We start from the raw sequence: 17,755 nt of genomic DNA on the forward strand, positions 1-17,755 counted from the left end.
AACAGCGCGGGCTCCAGCTTCGGGGCACCGGTCAGAACCGGGGCGACGATGGTCGGTGTGCTTCAAGCGCAAGCGCTCGCGGGCGAGCGGCGGGCACGTCTCAACACTATCAGAATAAGAGGGTGTCCTAAGACCGCGGGGGCTGTTCGTCGGAGCCTTCCTGCGCAGGGGGTTCGGGCACGATGTGGTGGCGCCCGGGCGCACGATCCTCCGGCACGACGGTCGGCAGCTCCACCCCCGGCGCGCGATCGATCGGAGCCTCGGAGGGAAGGGACGCGTCGCTCACGTGCGGAAGGCGCATCCGCGTGATGACGATCACGTCGATGACGAGGGTCGCCACCACTCCCGTGACGATCGACAGGAAGAACACCATCGGCTCGATCCACGGCTGACCGCTCAGGACGATCATGATCACGACGAAGAGGCCGAGCTTCAGAAGCCATCCGCCGAGCACGATCGCGAAGAACAGCTGCACGTAGAGCGGATCGCCGAACCAGCGGTTGGCGATGAGGATGCTGAGGGCGGTGATGCCGAGGAACAGCATGGCGAGCACGACGCCCAGCAGGCCGCTGACGAGACCTTCCGTCCCGCCGACGAGGAGGCCGATCGCTCCGGCGACGATCGCGAGGACCGCCATCGAGACCGCGGACCAGATCAGCGTCCTCCGCAGGATCGGATTGCTGGAAACAGGGCTCGGGCTCACGGGGACTCCACGGGTGTCGGGTCGGACTCAGCAGACGCCGCGGGCTTCCGTCGGCGCAGAGGATTCAGGGTGATGACGAGGCACGCGGCGATTCCCACCAGGCCGAACACGACTCCGGGGAGGTACTGGCCGGGCCAGTCCTCACGCGCGCCCACGTACATGAGGAGGACGGCCAGGGAGATGACCGCGGTCCAGGCGTAGAAGATGAGCACGGCGTCGCGGTCGCGGTGGCCGAGGTCGAGCATGCGGTGATGCAGGTGCTTGCGGTCGGGTGAGAACGGCGACTTCCCCGCGTTCATCCGTCGCAGCACTGCGAGCCCGAAATCGAGGAGCGGCAGCAGCACGACCAGAAGAGGGAGCAGGATCGGGATGAACGCGCCGAGGAGCTGCGATCGTCCGAGACGCTCGGGATCGAGGGCCGACGGCTCGAGCTGCCCGGTCACGGCGATCGCGGACGTCGCCATCAGCAGACCGATCACGAGCGCTCCCGAATCGCCCATGAAGAGCTTCGCAGGACTCCAGTTGAACGGGAGGAAGCCGAGGCACGCGCCGATCAGCACTGCGGCGAGGAAGGATGCGAGGTTGAAGTAGCTCGATGCTCCGGTGTCACGCGTCAGGATGTAGGAGTAGGCGAAGAACACGCCGTTCGCGATCAGGCAGACGCCGGCGACGAGGCCGTCGAGGCCGTCGATGAAGTTGACGGCGTTCATCACGATGACGATCGCGAACATCGTGATGGTGATGCTCAGCCAGCTCGAGAAGACGATCAGATCGCCGAACGGCAGGGAGAGGATCTGCAGCCCGCCACCGACGGTGATGATCCCGGCAGCGAGGAACTGTGCGCCGAGCTTGATCATCCAGTCGAGATCCCACAGATCGTCGACGACGCCGATGACGGCGATCAAGAGGGATGCGGCGAGGATCGACCACATCGTCTGCGGCGGCATCCACATGGTGGTGAAGAACGGATTCAGAGCCGAGACACCGATCGCCGCTGCGATGCCGAGGAAGATCGCGACGCCACCGAGACGGGGAGTGGGAGTCGTGTGCACATCCCGCTCTCGGATGCCGGGGTACAGCTTGAAACGCAGGCTCAGCTTCCAGACCGCCCAGGTCAACGCGAAGGTGATCGCGGCGGTCAGGATGATCGTGAGGAGGTACTGCTTCACGAATCCCCGTCCGATTCCGGCGACGGCGCCTCGGGTTCGAGCAGGTCGCCGAGCACCTCCTCCAGCCGTTCGCGGCTGACGGCGCCGGCTCTGAGGATGCGAACACCACCGGCGGCGGGCTCCGCGCCGCGGGGAACCAGGGAGGTCGCGTCGACGATCGTCGACGCGACCCCGTCGCGACTGACGCCGTCTGCGAGATACACCGACACGCTGTCTCCGAGCATCCGCTCGGCATCGAACGCGGAGATCGCCGACTCACGGCCGGTGAGGTTCGCGCTGGAGACGGCCAGCGGTCCGGTCTCCGCCAGGAGCTCCAGCGCGACGCGCCCTTCGGGCATTCTGACGGCGACGGTCCCCTCCGTGTCGCCCAGGTCCCAGACGAGAGAGGGCTGAGCGGGGAGAACGATGGTCAGGCCGCCGGGCCAGAAGGCGTCGACGAGTCGCTGGACGGGCTCGGGAACGGACTCCGCCAGCGCGTGCAGCGTCTCCTTCGTGCCGATGAGCACGGGAGGCGGCTGATTGCGCCCTCGCCCTTTGGCGTCGAGGAGGCGCTGTACGGCAGCGGGAGAGAACGCGTCGGCGGCGACGCCGTAGACCGTGTCGGTGGGCATGACGATGAGTTCGCCGCGGGCGATGGCCTGGCGGGCGTGGCGCATGCCGGCGAGGAGCTGGGCCTCGTCGCCGCAATCGAAGATGGAGGACATGACGATCCGATTCTAGTTGGCGATGTCTGTGCGGTTCGTGTCTGCGCGTCAGGGACGCAGAGCGGTCGTCGCGCGGTCTCGCAAGGTGAGGTCGCGGTGCGTCGCGGCGGCACGCCAGCCGTCGCGCGTGAGGATGCTGCGGATCTCCTCGCCCTGGAGCTCCCCGTGCTCGATCACCAGCAGCCCGCCCGGATGCAGCAGCTCGAGCGCGCGCACGCTGAGCACACGCACGATGTCGAGCCCGTCTTCTCCCCCGTACAGCGCCATCGACGGATCGAAGAGCCGAACCTCAGGGTCACGAGGCACCGCGGCGTCCGGAACGTACGGCGGGTTCGAGATCACGACGGAGGCAGTGCCGTCGAGCTCCGCGAACGCGTGCGCCAGGTCGTCGTTCACGAGGGTGAGGTTGGCCACCCCCGCCGTGTTCCGAGCCGCCCACGGATACGCGTCGGGCGAGAGCTCGGCGGCGAAGATCCGCGCATGGGGCACCTCGGTGGCCATGGCGAGTGCTATCGCCCCGCTGCCGGTGCCGAGATCGATGCCGATCGGGTCGGGAAGCGCGGACCCGAGGAGCGCGTCGATCGCGTACTGCACGACCGTCTCGGTCTCAGGTCGCGGGACGAAGACTCCGGGCCCGACCGCGAGCTCGAGGTGGCGGAACGGCGCCGTTCCGGTGATGTGCTGCAACGGCTCCCTGCTCGCACGACGGGCGACCAGAGCCCGCAACGCCTCGGCGTCCGCCTCCTCCACCGCATCACCGCGGATGATCGATGCCTGCACCTCACCACGCCGCGCGCCGAGGACGTGACCGGCGAGCAGCTCCGCGTCGAGGAGAGGATCCGTGACGCCGGCGTCTGCGAGCTGTCGGGCCGCCGCATGCACGGCGGAGGCGAGGGAGAGATCGGACATGGATCAAGCGTAGAGCGCAGCAGGTGTCATATTGCCCACCCCCTAGGGCTCTCGCCTAGGCTGGAGCGCGCAGTCCCCCGCACAGGAAGGCTCTCCCCATGCCCGGTATCCACTCCGACATCACCTCCGCTTTCGGCAACACTCCCCTGGTTCGTCTGAACCGGGTCACCGAGGGCCTCGGCGCGACAGTTCTCGCCAAGCTCGAGTTCTACAACCCGGCCTCGAGCGTCAAAGACCGGCTCGGCATCGCCATCGTCGACGCTGCGGAGGCCTCGGGCGAGCTGAAGCCCGGAGGCACGATCGTGGAGGCGACCAGCGGCAACACCGGTATCGCGCTGGCGATGGTCGGCGCCGCACGCGGGTACAAGGTGATCCTCACGATGCCCGCTTCGATGTCCAAGGAGCGGCGCCTCCTTCTCAAGGCGTTCGGCGCCGAACTCATCCTCACCGACCCCACGAAGGGCATGACGAACGCGATCGCCGAGGCGGAGGCGATCGCCGCCCGCACTCCGGGTGCCATTCTCGCGAAGCAGTTCGCCAACGAGGCGAACCCCGCGATCCACCGCCGCACGACGGCCGAGGAGATCCTCCGCGACACGGAGGGCTCCGTCGACTACCTCGTCGCCGGCATCGGCACGGGCGGAACCATCACGGGCGTCGGTCAGGTCCTGAAGGAGCGCGTCCCCGGGGTGAAGATCGTCGCCGTCGAACCCAAGGATTCGCCCATCCTCACCGAGGGACACCCCGGGCCGCACAAGATCCAGGGCATCGGACCGAACTTCGTGCCTCCGATCCTCGATCGCGATGTCCTCGACGAGGTCATCGACGTCACGTTCGACGACGCCATCCGTGTCGCGCGCGAGACCGCGAGCCGCGAGGGCATCCTCGTGGGCATGTCGAGCGGAGCCGCGATCTGGGCCGCTCTGCAGGTCGCCCAGCGCCCGGAGGCTGCGGGGAAGACGATCGTCGTCATCATCCCCTCGTTCGGCGAGCGTTACCTCTCGACCGCGCTCTACGAGGATCTGCGCGAGGCCTGAACTCCCGATGGACATGATCGGCCGAATGCGCGAGGACATCGCGGCAGCCCGACTTCGCGACCCCGCCGCGCGCAGCGGCGCCGAGGTGGCACTGCTGTATCCGGGGATGCACGCGATCTGGGCCCATCGGGTCTCGCACGCGCTGTGGCGCCGCCGGCTGCGACTGCTCGCCCGTGCGACATCACAGGTGTCGCGATGGCTCACCGGGATCGAGATCCACCCCGGCGCGCGGATCGGTCGACGCTTCTTCATCGACCATGGCATGGGCGTGGTCATCGGCGAGACGGCAGAGGTCGGCGACGATGTGATGCTGTATCACGGGGTCACTCTCGGCGGCCGCACGCGTGACTCAGGCAAGCGGCATCCGACGCTCGGCGACGGCGTGGCCGTGGGAGCAGGCGCGAAGATCCTCGGACCGATCACGATCGGCGAGGGCTCCGTGGTCGGAGCGAATGCCGTGGTTACGCGCGACGCCCCGGCGGACAGCATCCTCGTCGGTGTGCCCGCCAAGCCCCGTGCACGGGTCATGGGCGAGGACACCCGAGCGGTGCTCACCGCACCCGACTACTCGATCTGACGCGCCCGCGCTCTCAGGCCGCCCCGCGGCGAGACCTCACCTTGTCGACCTTCTTGCGAAGGAAGATCAGTGGCAGCAGCACACTGCCGAGCGCCGTGATCAGCCAGACGATCACCGATCCGAGCAGCCAGCCCACGAGATCGACGATGCGCAGCCCACCGATCGGCAGCAGGACGACGACCACGAGGGCGATGAGCGTCGAGAAGATGCCGATGCCGCCCATCAGGACCGGTGCGTAGCGATCCGCGATCTTGCTGACCCATGGTGAGAGCACGCTCTGCAACACGGCGAAGATCAGGATGCAGAGCACGAACCCCCACCACTGGTCCCACTGGATCTGGAACCCCTCGAGCGCGAGGTCGGCCACGATGAGACCGAGGCCGGCCGAGATGACGTACATCAGCGCGCGGAAGAGGAAGGTGATCACGCGCTGAGCATATCGCTCTCACTGGGCGACGAAGAAGGGGATCGCGCCCGACAGGATGCCGACGGCGAGCATCACGAGCGACACGATCACCGCGCGCCACAGCACCTTCCTGTGGTGATCGCCCAGGTTGACGCTGGCGAGCGAGACGAGCAGCAGGATCGCCGGCACGAGCGGGCTCTGCAGGTGGACCGGCTGACCGATGATCGATGCCCTCGCCATCTCGACGGGGTCGATGCCGAACGTCGCCGCGCTCTGCGACAGCACCGGCAGGATGCCGAAGTAGAAGGCGTCGTTCGACATGAAGAACGTGAACGGGATCGACAGAACACCGGTGATGGGTGCGAGGAAGGGGCCGAGCGCAGGCGGAAGCACGTCGGTGATCCAGGTCGCCATCGCATCGACCATCCCGGTGCCGGTCAGGACGCCGACCAGGACTCCGGCCGCGATCACCATCGAGACGACACCGACGATGCTGGGCGCATGAGCCACGATCTCGGACGCCTGTTCCTTGATCCCTCGGAAGTTGACCAGCAGCGCGACGGCGGCACCGACCATGAACACGTACGGGAGCGGCATGATGTCGAGAACGAGCAGCACCATGACGGCGACGGTGAGCGCGAGGTTGAACCAGATCAGTCGCGGCCTCAGCGTCGGGCGCGCGGGGTCGAGCATGGTGTCCGCCATGGCGGTGTCGGCCGGGTCGACGCTGGCCGCGGCGACGGGGCCTCGCCCACCGGCGACGACGACGATGTTGCCGGTGCGGAGCGCTGCACGGGCGCCGGGCTTCGGTCCGGCACCGCGGAAGATCTTCGGCACTGTAGAAAGAGCACCGCCGTCGGAACCCGTGAGCAGCCCTTCGGAGTCGAGGCGCCCGAGTCGGCGGCGCTCCCCCAGCCCGAGCATCCAGGCGAAGCCCAGCGTCACGACGATGCCGACGCCGAGAGCCGGCAGCATGGGGACGAAGATGTCCGTCGGCTGCAGTCCCAGAGCGGTCGCCGCGCGCACCGTCGGCCCGCCCCAGGGAACGATGTTCAGAGTGCCGTTCATCAAGCCGGCGACGCACGTGAGGACGACCGGACTCATGCCGAGACGGAGGTAGATCGGCAGCATCGCCGACGTCGTGATGATGAACGTCGTCGAGCCGTCGCCGTCGAGCGAGACGGCTCCCGCGAGGATCGCGGTTCCCAGCACGACCTTCGCCGGGTCATCGCCGAGAACACGCGTGATCACCCGGATCAGCGGATCGAACAGGCCGACGTCGATCATGATGCCGAAGAACATGATCGCGAACATCAGCAGCGCTGCGGTCGGGGCCATCGTGGCGATCGAATCGAGGATCATGTCGCCCATGCCGAGCCCCGCACCGGCGAACAGCCCGAACACGGTCGGCACGAGGATCAGCGCCACCATGGGCGTCAGTCGCTTCGTCATGATCAGCGTCATGAAGGCCAGCACCATGGTGAATCCCAGGAGGACCAGAACCCATTCGGGCGGCACGAACGCGAGGTCGTAGGTCGGCGCCTCTTCTGCGGCCGTGGACAGGCCGGTGAGTGCATCGAGCATGCTGTGACTCCTTCGTCGAAGCTCCGTCGACTGCGACGGATCCTGACGAGACTAGGCAATCCCTCCCCGCAGAGCGCGGTATGCCGCATTCTCGGATGTTGTGCGCGTAGCGTGGGTTCTGCGCATATTGCGCGGGAGCAGAGAAGGAAGGACCACGGTGTCGACGACGACGACGCGACCTCGGTTCGCGACCCGCACGCTGCTGCTGCATCTCGCCACGGTCGCCCTTGTCGTCGTGATGTGCACCGGCGTGTACCTCCTTCTCGCCGTGCAGCAGCTTCGCACCGAAGCCGAGTCCACTGCCCTCGGCATCGCCCGGACCCTCGCCGAGGACCCGCAGGTCCGCGACGAGGTCGCACGAATCTCGGCCGCCGAAGAGGCGCCGGACCCGGACGAGCTCAGGAAGGGCGAGCTCGCGCGCCTTGCAGCGGACGTCTCTGACCGCACCGGTGCACTGTTCGTCGTTATCGCCGATGAGGACGGCATCCGCCTCGCCCATCCCACCAGTTCACGCATCGGCCAGATGGTGAGCACACCCTTCGAGGAGGTGCTCGCCGGGAACGAGGTGGTCGACTGGCAGACCGGAACCCTCGGCGAGTCGGCTCGCGCCAAGGTCCCCGTGCTCGACGATGCGGGGATCCCCGTCGGCGAGGTCAGCGTCGGATTCGAGCGCACAGGCGTCTTCGATGACCTGCCTCCGCTGCTCGCGGTGATCGGCATTACCGCCGCCGGTGCCCTGGCGCTGGCTCTCCTCGCTTTCCTGCTGCTGCGCCGTCGCTGGGAGCGCCTGACGCTCGGCGTGCAGCCCGAGGAGCTCGTGGCGCTCGTGCAGAACCAGACAGCAGTGCTGAATGGCGTGGATGACGGCGTCCTGGCCGTCGACACGGCAGGGATCGTGCGGGTGAGCAACGATGCGGCCGATCGGATGCTCGGTCTCGACGCCGCTGTGGGACGACCGCTGGCGGAGCTCTCGCTGCCGACCGCTGTCGTCGAGACCGCGACGGGAGCGCCCACGACGTCGAGCACCGTCGTGGACAACCGCGTGCTCTACATCGATTCCCGTCCGGTGATCCGCGACGGCAGGCCGCTCGGACATGTGCTGATCATCCGTGACCGCACCGACCTCATCGCTCTGACGGAGCGACTGGAGACCGTGCAAGCCGTGACCGCCGCCCTGCGCGTGCAGCGTCACGAGTTCGCGAATCGGATGCACGTGGTCGCGGGGCTCATCGACGCAGCCAGGATCGACGATGCCCGGGGGTTCCTCGATGAGCTCGTCGAGCGCGGCTCGGTCGCATTCCCCGTCGCCGGGCTCGACCTGCTCAGCGACCCGTTCCTGCACTCTTTCCTGGGCGCCAAGGGGATCGAGGCCGGTGAACGCGGCGTCTCCCTGCGCGTCGCGGACGAGAGCCAGCTGATCGGCAGCGTGGCAGAACCGGAGGACGTCGCCGCCGTCGTGGGCAACCTCGTCGATAACGCGGTGACCGCCGCCGTCGCCGGAGCGCGGACTCCCCGCTGGGTCGAGGTCGCGGTGCTCGGAGACGGCGACGCGCTCGTCGTCACGGTCGCAGACTCGGGACCGGGCCTCGCGGGGATCGACCCGATGGCTCCGAGTCAGCCGCGCGACGACGACACAGACCGCGTGCACGGCCGCGGGCTCGGCATCCCGTTGGCCCGAGACATCGCGCGACGCCGCGGCGGCGATCTCTGGATCATCGACGCCGGAGGCGAGGAGCACGGTGCCGTGTTCGCCGCTCGACTCGGTGGCACCGTCACCGGCACATCGACGACTGAGGAGAACCGATGAACGATCCCCTGCGGGTGCTGATCCTCGACGACGACTTCCGCGTCGGACGACTGCACCGGAGCATCATCGACGACCAGCCCGGATTCTCGGCACTGGAGCCCGTCCGCACCCTCGCCGAGGCACGGGACGGCATCCGCTCATCACGCCCTGACCTCCTCCTGGCGGATGTCTTCCTCCCGGACGGAGACGGCATCGCCCTCGTGCGTGAGAGCGGCGTGGACGCGATCCTCATCTCGGCCGCCGACGACGCGCCGACGATTCGACGCGCGCTCAGATCAGGCGCCGTCGGGTACCTGCTGAAGCCGTTCGATCGTCGGGCGCTGGTCGGCCTGCTCGAGCGCTACGCGCGGTACCGCAACCTGCTCGCCGGAGATCGTCCCCTTCGCCAGGAGGACACCGATCGCGCCCTGGCGATCCTCCACGGATCCGGGGAACCTGTGTCTGTCTCGCGATCCGCGACCGAGCAGCTGGTGCTCGCCGCTCTCGGCGACGGCGAGGCGTCGGCGGCAGAAGTCGGAGAGCGCGTCGGGATCTCGCGCGCCACCGCGCAGCGCCACCTCGCGGCTCTCGCTGCTCGGACGGTCGTGGAGGTCCGCCTGCGTTACGGGGCGACCGGACGGCCGGAGCACCGGTACGCGGCCCGCTCCTGACCCGCGCCGCAGCTCAGCGGCGTCACCTCAGGAGTCGGAGCCCACCGCGGCGAGTCGAGCCTCTTCGTCGGCCTGGATCGCACTCTCGATGATCGGCTCGAGAGCGCCGTCCATCACCTGATCGAGGTTGTAGGCCTTGAATCCCGTGCGATGGTCGGCGATGCGATTCTCGGGGAAGTTGTAGGTGCGGATGCGCTCGGACCGATCCATGCCGCGGATCTGTGACTTGCGTGCATCGGATGCCGCGGCATCCAGCTCCTCCTGCTGCTTCGCCAGCAGTCGCGCCCGGAGCACGCGCATCGCGGCCTCACGGTTCTGCAGCTGCGACTTCTCGTTCTGCATCGACACGACGATTCCGCTGGGCACGTGGGTGATGCGCACGGCCGAGTCGGTCGTGTTGACGGACTGACCGCCCGGGCCCGAGGACCGGAAGACATCGATCTTCAGGTCGTTCTGATTGATCGCGATCTCGTCGGGCTCGTCGACCTCGGGGAACACCAGCACTCCGGTGGTCGAGGTGTGGATGCGCCCCTGCGACTCGGTCGCGGGCACGCGCTGCACGCGGTGCACGCCGCCTTCGTACTTCAGGTGCGCCCAGACGCCCTGGGCGGGGTCCGAGGACGATCCCTTGATCGCGACCTGGACGTCCTTGTAGCCGCCGAGATCGGATTCGTTGCGCTCGAGGAGCTCGGTCTTCCAGCCCTTGGAGGCTGCGTACTGGATGTACATGCGCAGCAGATCCGCGGCGAACAGCGCCGACTCGGCGCCGCCCTCCCCCGCCTTGATCTCCATGATGACGTCGCGCGCGTCATCGGGATCGCGTGGGATGAGCAGTCGGCGCAGCTTCTCCTGCGATGACTGCACCCCCTCTTCGAGAGTCGGGATCTCAGCGGCGAACGCCTCGTCCTCGCGGGCGAGCTCCCTCGCGGCGTCGAGGTCATCGGATGCCGCCGCCCACGCCTCATAGGCGGCGACGATCCGCGACAGCTCGGCGTAGCGACGGTTGACGCGCTTCGCCCGAGCGGCATCGGCGTGCACCGCCGGGTCGGAGAGCTCCTCCTGCACCCGGCGATGCTCGTCGATCAGAGTCTGGACGGACTCGAACACCCCGGCTCCGCTCAGCGGATGTTGTTGTCGTGTCCGTGCGCACCCGAGGGGAGCGTCGGAATCGACTTCTGCATCTGCACGAGGAACTCGACGTTCGAGTGGGTCTCCCTGAGCTTGCCCAGGACGACCTCGAGCGCCTGCTGCTGGTCGAGGCCTGCAAGGGCGCGACGCAGCTTCCAGGTGATCTTGACCTCGTCGGTCGACAGCAGCATCTCTTCGCGGCGGGTGCTCGACGCGTTGACGTCGACGGCCGGGAAGATGCGCTTGTCGGCGAGCTGGCGCGACAGGCGCAGTTCGCTGTTGCCGGTGCCCTTGAACTCCTCGAAGATCACCTCGTCCATCTTGGAGCCGGTCTCGACCAGCGCCGTGGCGAGGATCGTCAGGGATCCGCCGTTCTCGATGTTGCGCGCAGCACCGAAGAAGCGCTTGGGCGGGTACAGCGCCGAGGCGTCGACGCCACCCGAGAGCACCCGTCCGGATGCCGGAGCAGCGAGGTTGTACGCACGGCCGAGGCGGGTGATCGAGTCGAGCAGCACGACGACGTCGCGGCCCAGCTCGACGAGACGCTTGGCGCGCTCGATGGCGAGCTCGGCGACCGTGGTGTGGTCTTCTGCCGGACGGTCGAAGGTCGAGGCGATGACCTCGCCCTTCACCGTGCGCTCCATGTCGGTGACCTCTTCGGGACGCTCGTCGACGAGCACGACCATGAGGTGGACCTCGGGGTTGTTCTGCGCGATCGCGTTGGCGATCTGCTGCAGGACGATCGTCTTGCCGGCCTTGGGCGGCGCGACGATGAGGCCGCGCTGTCCCTTGCCGATCGGGGCCACGAGATCGATGATGCGCTGCGTGAGCTTCTCGGGCGCCGTCTCGAGGCGCAGACGCTCCTGCGGGTAGAGCGGCGTGAGCTTGCCGAACTCCACACGGGTCGCGGCGTCGTCGATCGACAGGCCGTTGATCGAGTCGACCTTCACCAGCGCGTTGTACTTCTGGCGGCCCTGCTGCTCGCCCTCGCGGGGCTGCTTGATCGAGCCGACGATCGCGTCGCCCTTGCGGAGGTTGTACTTCTTGACCTGTCCGAGCGACACGTAGACGTCGCTGGGGCCGGCGAGGTATCCGGTCGTGCGGACGAAGGCGTAGTTGTCGAGCACGTCGAGGATTCCGGCGATCGGGACGAGGACGTCGTCCTCGCCGATCTCGGTGTCGAACTCGTCCGTCGGCGCGCCGCCGCGGCGCTTGTTGCGCTGACGGTTGCGGCCGTTGCCGCCCTCGTCTTCGGCGGGTGCCGTCTGCGGCTGCTGCTGCTGGGGCTGCTGCTCGCCGCCCTGGCCGTTGCCGTTCTGGCCGCGTCCGCGGTTACGGCTGCGGTTGCGGTTGCGGTTGCGACCGCCCTGCTCTTCGCCGTCGCCGGAATCAGAGGAGGAGTCCGCCGCGGGTGCTGCCTCGGCCGGTGCGGCGTCAGCGGGCTTCTCGGCTGCGGGAGTCTCGGCCTCGGCAGCAGGCTTCTTCGCCGTGCGGCGTCCGCGACCGGTGGTCTTCTTCGGCTCGTCGGCAGAACCCGCCTCTGCGGAACCGGCGTCCGCGGAGCCGTTGGACTCTGCGGTCTTCGCTGCGGGAGCCCCGGTGGATTCCGCGGGTGCCGGCGCGGAGGCTGCAGGAGCCTCGGCGGTCGCCGCAGGAGACTCAGCGTTCTCTGCGTCAGCCTTCTTCGCACGGCTGCGGCGAGGGGCCTTCGCCTTGGGTGCCGCGTCGGCGGCGGGTGCCTCGGCTGCGGGAGCCTCGGTGGCCGGTGCGCTGTCGGTGGATGCTGCGGCCTTCTCGGCCTTCGCGGCGGCGGTCGCGGTGCTCGCACGGCGCGGAGCGCGCTTGCGGGCCGGTGCGACCTCGGTCGCGGCGGTCGTCGCGGCGTCGGAGCTCGCGGCCTTCGCCGCAGCCTCGGCGGCGGGTGCCGCCTGGTCGTTCTGGGTCTCGGAGAAATTCTCCACGAGTACTCCCTCTTTGGTCTCGGGGACATGAGCGGCACGCGCACAACGGGTGCTGCGCGCGATCGCACGGGCTGACGCTCGGCGTCAGCCAGCCTCTGCACTGGGTTCTCGGAAAGAACGAGGTTCTCGGTGAGAGCAGTGCGACAGGGGTTTTGCGTGCGGGTCTTGCAGAGTTGCAATGGGGCCAGATTCACGCAGTTACGTGGAGCCCTCCGCTCGATTCCCCACTGTACCACCACGCACGTCGACCGCGAGCAGCAGCGCGTCCCACGGGGTGTCGGTCGTCGATTCCGCGAGTTCCACGGCGTCCTGACGACTTCCGGGGCCGTCTGCGAGAACCAGCACGCTGGGTCCGGCGCCGGACACCACGGCGGCGAAACCTGCCGCACGGAGCGTCTGGACGAGCCGCTGCGTCTCGGGCATCGCCTCGGCGCGGTAGTCCTGATGCAGCCGGTCGGCGGTCGCGTCGAGCAGCAGCTCCGGGCTCTGCATCAGCGCGGCGATGAGCAGCGCCGAGCGCGAGACGTTGAAGACCGCATCGGCCGTCGACACCTGCGGCGGCTGCAGCGATCGCGCCTTCGACGTCGACATCGTGTACGACGGAACGAGCACGAGCGGCGAGACGCCGCGGTGCACGAGGAGCTTCTTGTGCTGGGGACCTCGTTCGCCGACCCAGGCGATCGTCAGACCGCCGAACAGCGCGGGAGCCACGTTGTCGGGGTGCCCTTCGATCTCGGTGGCGAGGCGCAGCATGTCGGCGTCGTCGATGTCGACGTCGCCCTCGAGCAGGCCCTTCGCCGCGAGGATCCCCGCCGCGACCGCCGCGCCGGAGGACCCGAGTCCGCGCCCGTGGGGCACCCCGTTCTCCGCGACGATGCGCAGGCCCGGGACGGCGCGATCGACGTCGGCGTACACGTGAGCGATCGTGCGGACGATCAGGTTCGAGTCGTCACGAGGGATCTCGCTCGCGCCGGAACCCGAGACCTCGATCTCGAGCTCGCCGGCGGCGAGCTCGGTCACGAGAAGCGTGTCGTAGACGCTGAGCGCGAGTCCGAGCGTGTCGAATCCGGGACCGAGGTTGGCGCTGGTCGCCGGCACGGTCACCTCGACCGTGCGCCCTGCCGCCATCGTCACTCGCCTTCCACGCGGAGCACCGAGACGACCCGCTCGACGACAGAGCTGGCGGCGAGTGCGTCGACCGTGGCGCTGAGCGCGGCGTCCGTGGCCCGGTGCGTGCCGATGACGAGACGAGCGGTGGGCTCGTCCTCTCCTTCGACCGTCTGCACCACGGTCGCGACGGAGACCGATCCGTCGCTGAGGATGCCGGCGACGGTCGCGAGCACACCGGGAGCGTCCGAGACCTCGAGGGTGATCTGGTAGCGGGTGGTGACATGACCGATCGGCACCACCGGGAGGTTGGCCCTGGTGGACTCCCCCACGCCGACGCCGCCGGCGATGTGGCGTCGAGCCGCCGACACGACGTCTCCGAGCACGGCGGATGCGGTCTGCACGCCACCGGCGCCTGCGCCGTAGAACATGAGCGAGCCCGCAGCCTCGGCCTCGACGAACACGGCGTTGTTGGCGCCGTGCACCGACGCGAGAGGGTGCGACGTCGGCACGAGGGCCGGGTAGACGCGCACCGAGATCGACTCGGTGCCGTTGGCCTCGATGCGCTCGCACACGGCGAGCAGCTTGATGACGAAGCCGGCTGCGCGCGCCTCATCGATCATCGACGCGGTGATGGTCGTGATGCCCTCGCGGTACACGGCGTCGAGCGGAACAGCCGTGTGGAAGGCGAGGCTCGCGAGGATCGCGGCCTTCTGCGCGGCGTCGTATCCCTCGACGTCGGCGGTCGGGTCGGCCTCGGCGTATCCGAGACGCTGCGCGTCGGCGAGCACATCGGCGAAGTCGGCGCCCTCGGTGTCCATGCGGTCGAGGATGTAGTTGGTCGTGCCGTTCACGATTCCCATGATGCGCACCACGCGGTCACCGGCGAGAGAGTCGCGCAGCGGGCGGATGATCGGGATGGCACCCGCGGCGGCGGCCTCATAGTAGACGGATGCGCCCACGCGGTCGGCCGCTTCGAAGAGCTCGGGGCCGTGAGTGGCCAGCAGCGCCTTGTTGGCGGTCACGACGTCGGCACCGGAGCCGATCGCCTGCAGGATGCTCGTACGGGCGGGCTCGATGCCGCCGATCAGCTCGATCACGATGTCGGAGCCGAGGATCAGCGATTCGGCATCGGTCGTGAACAGCTCTTTCGGCAGATCGGTCTCGCGCGGCGCATCGAGGTTGCGCACCGCGATGCCGGCCAGCTCCAGCGTGGCACCGGCCCGGTCGGCGAGCTCATCGCCGTGGCGCAGCAGCAGGGCGGCCACCTGGGAGCCGACCGCTCCGGCGCCGAGGAGCGCCACCCGAAGTCGTCGATACTCAGTCGTCATTGCATCTCTCCTTAGGAGGGTGGTTCAGTCGTGCTTCGTCGGGGACCGCGTCGTTCGTCGCGCGGATCACCCGTGGCTCTCGGGGGCCGCGACACCGACGTCGCGAGACAGCACGTCGGCGATCGTCTCACCGCGGACGATGACCGCCGATCGGCCGTCGCTCACAGCGACGATCGGAGGGCGAGGGACATGGTTGTAGTTGCTCGCGAGCGGCGCACAGTACGCACCGGTCGAGGGGACCGCGAGCAGATCGCCGGGAGAGACGTCGGCCGGAAGGTACTCATGGTCGACGACGATGTCGCCGGACTCGCAGTGCTTGCCCACGACCCTGCTGAGCTGCGGCGAGCCGATGCCGATCCGGGAGGCGAGTCGAGCCGAGAACTGCGCGTCGTACAGCGCCGTCCTGGCGTTGTCGCTCATTCCGCCGTCGACGCTGATGTAGCGCCGGGTCGCGCCCGAATCGAGCGCGACGTCCTTGGTCGTCCCGACCTCGTAGAGCGTCACTCCGGCAGTGCCGACGATGGCCCTGCCCGGCTCGAACGACAGCGCGGGCACGGCGATGCCTCGCGCGGCGCAGCCTTCGGCGACGGCGGCGACGATCTCGCCCGCGAGGGTCTCGATCGGCGTCGGGTCGTCGACGCTCGTGTAGGCGATTCCGAACCCTCCGCCGAGGTTGAGCTGCGGAACCGGTCCGCCCTCGAGGAGAGTCGCATGGAGCTCGAGCACGCGCGACGCCGACTCGCGGAAGCCCGCGACACCGAAGATCTGCGATCCGATGTGGCAGTGAAGGCCGGCGAACTCGATTCCCGGAATCTCCCTGATGCGGGCGACGGCCTGCTCGGCCTCGGGCAGCGGGAAGCCGAACTTCTGGTCTTCGTGGGCCGTCGCGAGGAAGTCGTGCGTCTCGGCGTGCACGCCGCTGATGACCCGCACCAGCACCCGCTGCACAGCGCCGGTCCTGGCGGTGATCGCCGCGAGACGCTCGATCTCGATCGCGCTGTCGACGATGATCGTGCCGATGCCCACCTCGACCGCGCGCTCGAGCTCGGCGACCGACTTGTTGTTCCCGTGGAACCCCAGCGACGACGGAGAGACGCCGGCCGCGAGTGCGACCTCGAGTTCACCACCGGTGCACACGTCGACGTTGAGTCCCTCTTCGGTCACCCAGCGCGCGATCGTCGTGGTCAGCAGCGCCTTGCCGGCGTAATACACCCGCGCAGTCGTGCCGTGGGCGGCGGCGGCCGCGTCGAAGGACGAGCGGAAGGCGCGGGCCCGAGATCGCACCTCGTCCTCGTCGATCACGAGCAGCGGCGTGCCGTACGACTCCGCGAGATCGGTGGCGGAGATCCCCGCGAGCCGCAGCGCTCCGTCGTCACCGCGGACGGCGGACGCCGGCCACACGGCGGTGGGAAGATCATTCGCGTCGTCGGGCACGACGAGCCATTCCGGGGCGAGCGAGTCGGCAGGGGAAAGCAAGGAACACCAATCGTGGGACGGGTCTCGGGCGGATGCGCGCACTGCGAGGTTGCCCCCGATTCTAGGGCACCGTGCATGCCGCATCAGTCATGGTGACGCCCGGCGTCAACCCCCTGCGGGCACATCCCACCGACTCCTAAGGTGGTGGAGATGAGCACCGAATCCGCAGCACCCGATGCCCGACGCCCCGGCTTGATCGCGCGCGTCAGCGCGTCGGCGATCCGCTGGGCTCTGACACGGCGCCCGGTCCGCGCGTTCCTGCTCTACTCCGAGCGGCGGGGCCCGATGCTCGCCGACAGCGTGACATACCGCGCTCTGTTCAGCGTCTTCGCCGCCGTGCTCCTGGGGTTCTCGATCGCCGCTCTCTGGCTCGCAGGCAATCCCGACGTCTGGAACGCGATCGTCTCCGCCGTGCAGTCCGTGGTTCCCGGTCTCATCGGCGAAGACGGCGTCGTCAACCCCGACGATCTCAAGGAGCCGATCTCGCTCTCCGTCGCGGGCGCCATCTCGACGGTCGCGCTGATCGGCTCGGCGCTCGGCGCCGTCGGATCGCTGCGCACCGCGGTGCGCGTCCTCGCCGGAACCGCGCATGCCGACGTGCTGTTCATCTGGGTCATGCTCCGCAACCTGCTGCTCGCGGCCGGCGTCGCCGTGCTGTTCGTCGCCGCAGCGGCCGTCACATTCGCCGGTCGGCTCGGGATCACCTGGATCAGCGGTCTGCTCGGCATTCCCGAGGATTCGCCCGCTGCATCCTGGAGCATCCGGATCGTCTCCCTGGTCGTCGTGCTGGCACTCGACACGGTGCTCATCGCCGGGGTGTTCCGTCTGCTCTCCGGGCTGCGCCCCGCAGCCCGCTCGCTCTGGATCGGGTCCCTCATCGGCGGAGTCGGGCTGCTCGTGCTGCAGGAGCTGTCCGGCCTGTTCATCGGCGGCGCGACGAGCAACCCCCTCCTCGCCTCCTTCGCCACCCTGCTGGCGCTGCTCATCTGGCTCAACCTGTCGACCCAGGTCATCCTGATCGCGTGCGCCTACATCGTCACGTCGGAGGAGGAACGCAAGGACCGGGTGCACGCGCGGTTCGGCGCGACGACCTTCCCCCAGCGACGTGTGCAGCGCGCCGAAGCGGAGGTCGCGCTGGCGACGACCGAGCTTCGGGAGGCGCAGAAGGCCGAGCGCGAGGCCCGTCTCGGAACCGACGAGGACTGA

General features: G+C 68.7%; 16 protein-coding genes. 5 read left to right on the forward strand and 11 right to left on the reverse strand.

Annotation, left to right across the window (positions count from 1 at the left end; all coding sequences use genetic code 11):
* Positions 1-127: 127 nt before the first annotated feature.
* From ACZZZQ_RS00505 to prmC, 4 genes are read right to left on the reverse strand one after another with little or no spacing between them, the layout of a single operon-like run.
* Positions 128-703 (reverse strand): hypothetical protein, encoded by a 576-nt coding sequence (locus ACZZZQ_RS00505; RefSeq protein ID WP_053095757.1) that lies wholly within the window; start codon positions 701-703, stop codon positions 128-130.
* Positions 700-1,872, reverse strand: a complete 1,173-nt coding sequence (locus tag ACZZZQ_RS00510; protein WP_053095756.1) for an MraY family glycosyltransferase — start codon at positions 1,870-1,872, stop codon at positions 700-702. Before ACZZZQ_RS00510 ends, ACZZZQ_RS00505 begins: the two co-directional genes overlap by 4 nt.
* The gene (locus tag ACZZZQ_RS00515; protein ID WP_053095755.1) at positions 1,869-2,576 is read right to left on the reverse strand and encodes an L-threonylcarbamoyladenylate synthase; all 708 of its coding nucleotides are present in this window, start codon (positions 2,574-2,576) and stop codon (positions 1,869-1,871) included. The genes ACZZZQ_RS00510 and ACZZZQ_RS00515 overlap by 4 nt, the downstream gene beginning before the upstream one ends.
* A 48-nt stretch (positions 2,577-2,624) precedes the next feature.
* Positions 2,625-3,485, reverse strand: coding sequence for a peptide chain release factor N(5)-glutamine methyltransferase (gene prmC, locus ACZZZQ_RS00520; protein WP_463506661.1), 861 nt, complete (start codon positions 3,483-3,485; stop codon positions 2,625-2,627).
* A gap of 98 nt (positions 3,486-3,583) precedes the next feature.
* On the opposite strand from prmC, the gene cysK reads away from it, so the two are divergent.
* Complete coding sequence (cysK, locus tag ACZZZQ_RS00525) at positions 3,584-4,522, forward strand: cysteine synthase A (protein ID WP_053095753.1); 939 nt, start codon at positions 3,584-3,586, stop codon at positions 4,520-4,522.
* Between the two features lie 7 nt (positions 4,523-4,529).
* Positions 4,530-5,099 (forward strand): serine O-acetyltransferase EpsC, encoded by a 570-nt coding sequence (epsC, locus tag ACZZZQ_RS00530; RefSeq protein ID WP_053095752.1) that lies wholly within the window; start codon positions 4,530-4,532, stop codon positions 5,097-5,099.
* Between the two features lie 13 nt (positions 5,100-5,112).
* Here epsC and ACZZZQ_RS00535 read toward each other — a convergent pair whose 3' ends face one another.
* Together ACZZZQ_RS00535 and ACZZZQ_RS00540 are read right to left on the reverse strand one after the other, a co-directional pair.
* The gene (locus ACZZZQ_RS00535) at positions 5,113-5,526 is read right to left on the reverse strand and encodes a hypothetical protein (RefSeq protein ID WP_053095751.1); all 414 of its coding nucleotides are present in this window, start codon (positions 5,524-5,526) and stop codon (positions 5,113-5,115) included.
* A gap of 18 nt (positions 5,527-5,544) precedes the next feature.
* Positions 5,545-7,089: a CitMHS family transporter gene (locus ACZZZQ_RS00540; RefSeq protein WP_230100612.1), complete on the reverse strand. Its 1,545-nt coding sequence runs from the start codon at positions 7,087-7,089 to the stop codon at positions 5,545-5,547.
* 157 nt (positions 7,090-7,246) lie between these two features.
* On the opposite strand from ACZZZQ_RS00540, the gene ACZZZQ_RS00545 reads away from it, so the two are divergent.
* Together ACZZZQ_RS00545 and ACZZZQ_RS00550 are read left to right on the forward strand one after the other, a co-directional pair.
* Positions 7,247-8,896, forward strand: a complete 1,650-nt coding sequence (locus ACZZZQ_RS00545) for a sensor histidine kinase (protein WP_463506662.1) — start codon at positions 7,247-7,249, stop codon at positions 8,894-8,896.
* A complete protein-coding gene (locus tag ACZZZQ_RS00550) occupies positions 8,893-9,546 on the forward strand; it encodes a response regulator (RefSeq protein ID WP_056278385.1) in 654 nt (217 codons plus the stop codon). The genes ACZZZQ_RS00545 and ACZZZQ_RS00550 overlap by 4 nt, the downstream gene beginning before the upstream one ends.
* Positions 9,547-9,573: 27 nt before the next feature.
* On the opposite strand, the gene prfA is transcribed toward ACZZZQ_RS00550, so the two are convergent.
* The 5 genes from prfA to lysA form a co-directional block, all read right to left on the reverse strand.
* A complete protein-coding gene (gene prfA / locus ACZZZQ_RS00555; RefSeq protein ID WP_056278381.1) occupies positions 9,574-10,653 on the reverse strand; it encodes a peptide chain release factor 1 in 1,080 nt (359 codons plus the stop codon).
* Positions 10,654-10,664: 11 nt separating this feature from the next.
* Positions 10,665-12,635 carry a transcription termination factor Rho gene (gene rho, locus ACZZZQ_RS00560; protein WP_463506663.1) on the reverse strand — a complete coding sequence of 657 codons (1,971 nt, stop codon included), beginning with the start codon at positions 12,633-12,635 and terminating at the stop codon, positions 10,665-10,667.
* 198 nt (positions 12,636-12,833) lie between these two features.
* Positions 12,834-13,763, reverse strand: coding sequence for a homoserine kinase (thrB, locus tag ACZZZQ_RS00565; protein WP_053095746.1), 930 nt, complete (start codon positions 13,761-13,763; stop codon positions 12,834-12,836).
* Positions 13,764-13,765: 2 nt separating this feature from the next.
* Positions 13,766-15,073 carry a homoserine dehydrogenase gene (locus tag ACZZZQ_RS00570; RefSeq protein WP_053095745.1) on the reverse strand — a complete coding sequence of 436 codons (1,308 nt, stop codon included), beginning with the start codon at positions 15,071-15,073 and terminating at the stop codon, positions 13,766-13,768.
* Between the two features lie 66 nt (positions 15,074-15,139).
* Positions 15,140-16,549, reverse strand: coding sequence for a diaminopimelate decarboxylase (lysA, locus tag ACZZZQ_RS00575; protein ID WP_320488014.1), 1,410 nt, complete (start codon positions 16,547-16,549; stop codon positions 15,140-15,142).
* Positions 16,550-16,699: 150 nt separating this feature from the next.
* On the opposite strand from lysA, the gene ACZZZQ_RS00580 reads away from it, so the two are divergent.
* Positions 16,700-17,755 (forward strand): YihY/virulence factor BrkB family protein, encoded by a 1,056-nt coding sequence (locus ACZZZQ_RS00580; protein WP_463506664.1) that lies wholly within the window; start codon positions 16,700-16,702, stop codon positions 17,753-17,755.

This window comes from Microbacterium sp. AC132, assembly GCF_979258525.1.